The organism is bacterium (assembly GCA_028821235.1).
Taxonomy (GTDB): Bacteria; Actinomycetota; Acidimicrobiia; order Spongiisociales; family Spongiisociaceae; genus Spongiisocius.
The window spans coordinates 1-2,876 of the sequence record JAPPGV010000041.1; the positions used below are offsets into that span (position 1 = coordinate 1).

The 2,876-nt window shown below is 69.5% G+C and carries 3 protein-coding genes; all 3 read right to left on the bottom strand.

What is annotated here, in order from left to right; translation table 11 throughout:
• On the bottom strand, positions 1-1,124 hold a 1,124-nt coding region (locus tag OXK16_04880; GenBank protein ID MDE0375282.1), incomplete at its 3' end, for a M20 family metallopeptidase.
• A complete protein-coding gene (locus OXK16_04885) occupies positions 1,121-2,290 on the bottom strand; it encodes a pyridoxal phosphate-dependent aminotransferase (protein MDE0375283.1) in 1,170 nt (389 codons plus the stop codon). The genes OXK16_04880 and OXK16_04885, both read right to left, overlap by 4 nt.
• Positions 2,287-2,876, bottom strand: a 590-nt coding sequence (locus OXK16_04890) for a pyridoxamine 5'-phosphate oxidase family protein (GenBank protein ID MDE0375284.1), incomplete at its 5' end; no start/stop codon positions are given. The genes OXK16_04890 and OXK16_04885, both read right to left, overlap by 4 nt.

Below are 2,876 nucleotides of genomic sequence, written 5' to 3' on the forward strand. Positions count from 1 at the left end.
CCGAAGGCCGCCACGCAGGGGATCCCCGCGGTCAGCTGGAAATGGGGCGCGTCGGTGGCGCCGGGAAAGGCGTCGAGGCGCGGTTCGTGGCCCAGCACCCGGGCCGTGATCTCCTGGAGGATCGGCACGAGGGGCTCGTCAGCGGGAATCTCGGTGGCGGGCACCATCAGCTCCCACACCAGTTCCGCCGCCAGGTCCGGCTGCTCGGTCATGGCGGCGGTGAGGAAGCGGTTTATGTCGTCGATCAGCTGCTGCTCTCCCATACCGGGCAGGGTGCGGATGTCGCAGGCGAACTCGGCGTTGCCCGGATATACCCCGTAGAACACGCCGGCCTCGGCCATCACGCCGACATTGACGGTCGGTCCGGTGGGGCAGAGCGGATGCGGCTCGTAGGTCAGGTAGCTCTCCAGGTCCCGGTCCATCCGGTCGATCAGCCGGGCCATCTGGACGGTGGCGTTGATCCCCTCGATGCGGTCCGAGATGGAGGAGTGCATCTGGGTGCCGGTGATCCTCACCTTGAAGAGGGCCGCGCCCCTCGACACCAGGTGGATCGACTCCCACTCCCGCTCGATGCCGCTGGGCTCCCCGATGAGCGCCACGTCGGCTTCCAGCAGGCCGTTGTCCGCCATCCATTTGGAGCCGAGCAGCGATCCCGCCTCCTCGTCCGCGGTAAACACCGCCACCAGGTCTCCGGCAAGCGGGCCGACCGCCTCGATCCCGCCCAGCGTGTAGACCATGGCGGCCACGGCGGCCTTCATGTCGCCCGATCCGAGCCCCACCAGGTTGCCGTTCTCCAGGACCGGATCCCACGGGTCGGTCCTCCACGCAGTGAGGTCTCCGGCCGGCTTGGTGTCCAGGTGCCCGGAGAGCATCAGCGTGGGACCGCCGCCCGTTCCGGGAATCCGGACTATGAGGTTGGGCCGTTCTGGAGTCGCTCCCACCCGCTCCACATTGGTGACCCCCAGGTCGGCCAGCCGGGAGGTGACCAGGTCGGCCACGGCCCGCTCGTCACCGGGCGGGTTGGGCGACGGGGTCCGGATCAGCTCCCTAGCGAACTCGAGCACCTCGTCTTGGCGGTCCCGGAGGTACGAGTCGAGGCGGTCTTCGGTCCTAGTGGCAGTCATGCGGGTGCCAGCGTCCTCTCTCTACATGCCACGGCCAGCCGGCGGAGACCCTCGGTGATCCGGTCCTCATCGGCGGCCAGCGAGATGCGGACGTAGCCCTCGCCGCCCGGTCCGAACACCGATCCCGGCGCCACGCTGACTCCGTGGCGGTCGAGCAGGTCGAGGGCGAACCGGAACATCGACCGCCCGTGCGTGTCGACCTTGACCAGCATGTAGATGGTGCCGGCGGGCGCCACAAGCTCCAGCCCGGCCTCGGTGGCGGTGCGAACTGCAGCCGTGCGGCGTCTCCGGTAGGCGTCGAGCATGGCCCGGATCGGCTCTCTGGGTCCGAGCAGGGCCGCCTCGGCCGCCTTCTGCGAGATGGTGCTCGGGCACGACAGCTGGGGCTCCTGGAGCTTGCGGAGCAGGTCGGCCACCGGGGGCGGCGCCACCGCGTAGCCCACCCGCCAGCCGGTCATGGCGTACACCTTCGAGAAGCTGTAGACGCTGATCACCCGGTCCTCCTCGTCGTAACGGGCGGCCGCGGTGTGGAAGGCCGTGGTGTCCAGCACCAACTCGTCGTAGACCTCGTCCGACAGCAACCACAGATCGTGGCGGTTGCATAGCTCCACGAGCTCCCGCATCAGGTCGGCGGGGAACACCGACCCGGTGGGGTTGGACGGCGTGTTGACGAAGAGCATGGTGGTCCGGTCCGAGATCAGGGCCCCGAGCCGTTCCGGGTCGGGCAGGAAGCCGTTGGAAGCCTCCAGGTGGTAGAACACGGGCGTTCCTCCCAGGAGGCGCACCATGCCGTCCATGTTGGGGAACCCGGGCGTGGGCAGGAGCACCTCGTCGCCGGGGTTGAGCAGGGCGAAGTAGGTGGAGAAGAGGGCGTTCATCCCGCCGGGGGTGACCACGATCCGGTCGGGAGGGGCGGCGAACCCGTCCACCTCCTCCACCTTGGCGGACAGCATTTCCCGCAGGCTGTCCAGACCGCCGTTGGGCCCGTAGCCGGTCCAGCCCGCCCGGGCTGCCGCGTGGGCGCCCGCCACGATGTGCTCGGGAGTGGGGAAGCTGGGCTCACCCACCTCCAGGCGGATGGTGTCAGGACGGGTCGCGGCCCGGTCGAACAGGACCCGGATCTCGGACCGGGCCAGCGAGACGGCCTGGTCGGCCAGGCGCCTCACCGGGCGCCGGCCTCCCGCTGCCGGGCCTTCTCCTCCAGGTCGGGACGCTGACCCGCATCGAAGTAACGGAGCGCCCAGTCGGCCCCCTGCCAGGTGGTCAGCTTGCCGTCACGGGGCACCAGGCGCACCAGGTAACGATCCCAGTCCCACGACGCCTTCAGCTGCTCCGGTCCCGAGGGCCCTGTGTAGCGGATCGCCATCTCATCGGCCACTGGTACCCACTTCGAGCCCTCGCCCTTGGCCGGGCCCTCCACGATCTCGGCGGTGCACTGGGCCAGCACCTTGCGGATACGGGGGTGGGCGGTCTCCTCGATACAGACGGCGCACTGCGGGTTCCGCTCCAGGTCATGCACCCAGCCGGAGCGCTTGCGGCCCACCACGTAGAAGGCCTCGCCGTCCCACTGGTACCAGAGCGGCACCACCATCGGCCAGCCGTCCTCCTTGAGGAAGGCCAGCTTGAGCAGCCACGTGCTGTCCGGGCTGCCGAGGAACTCCTCGATGTGGCTCTGCGGCATCCCGCCGGCGTCGGAGCCCTCCTCGTAGTAGGTGTCCTGCCTGAACTCGCTCTCGCTCATGCTCGCCTCCG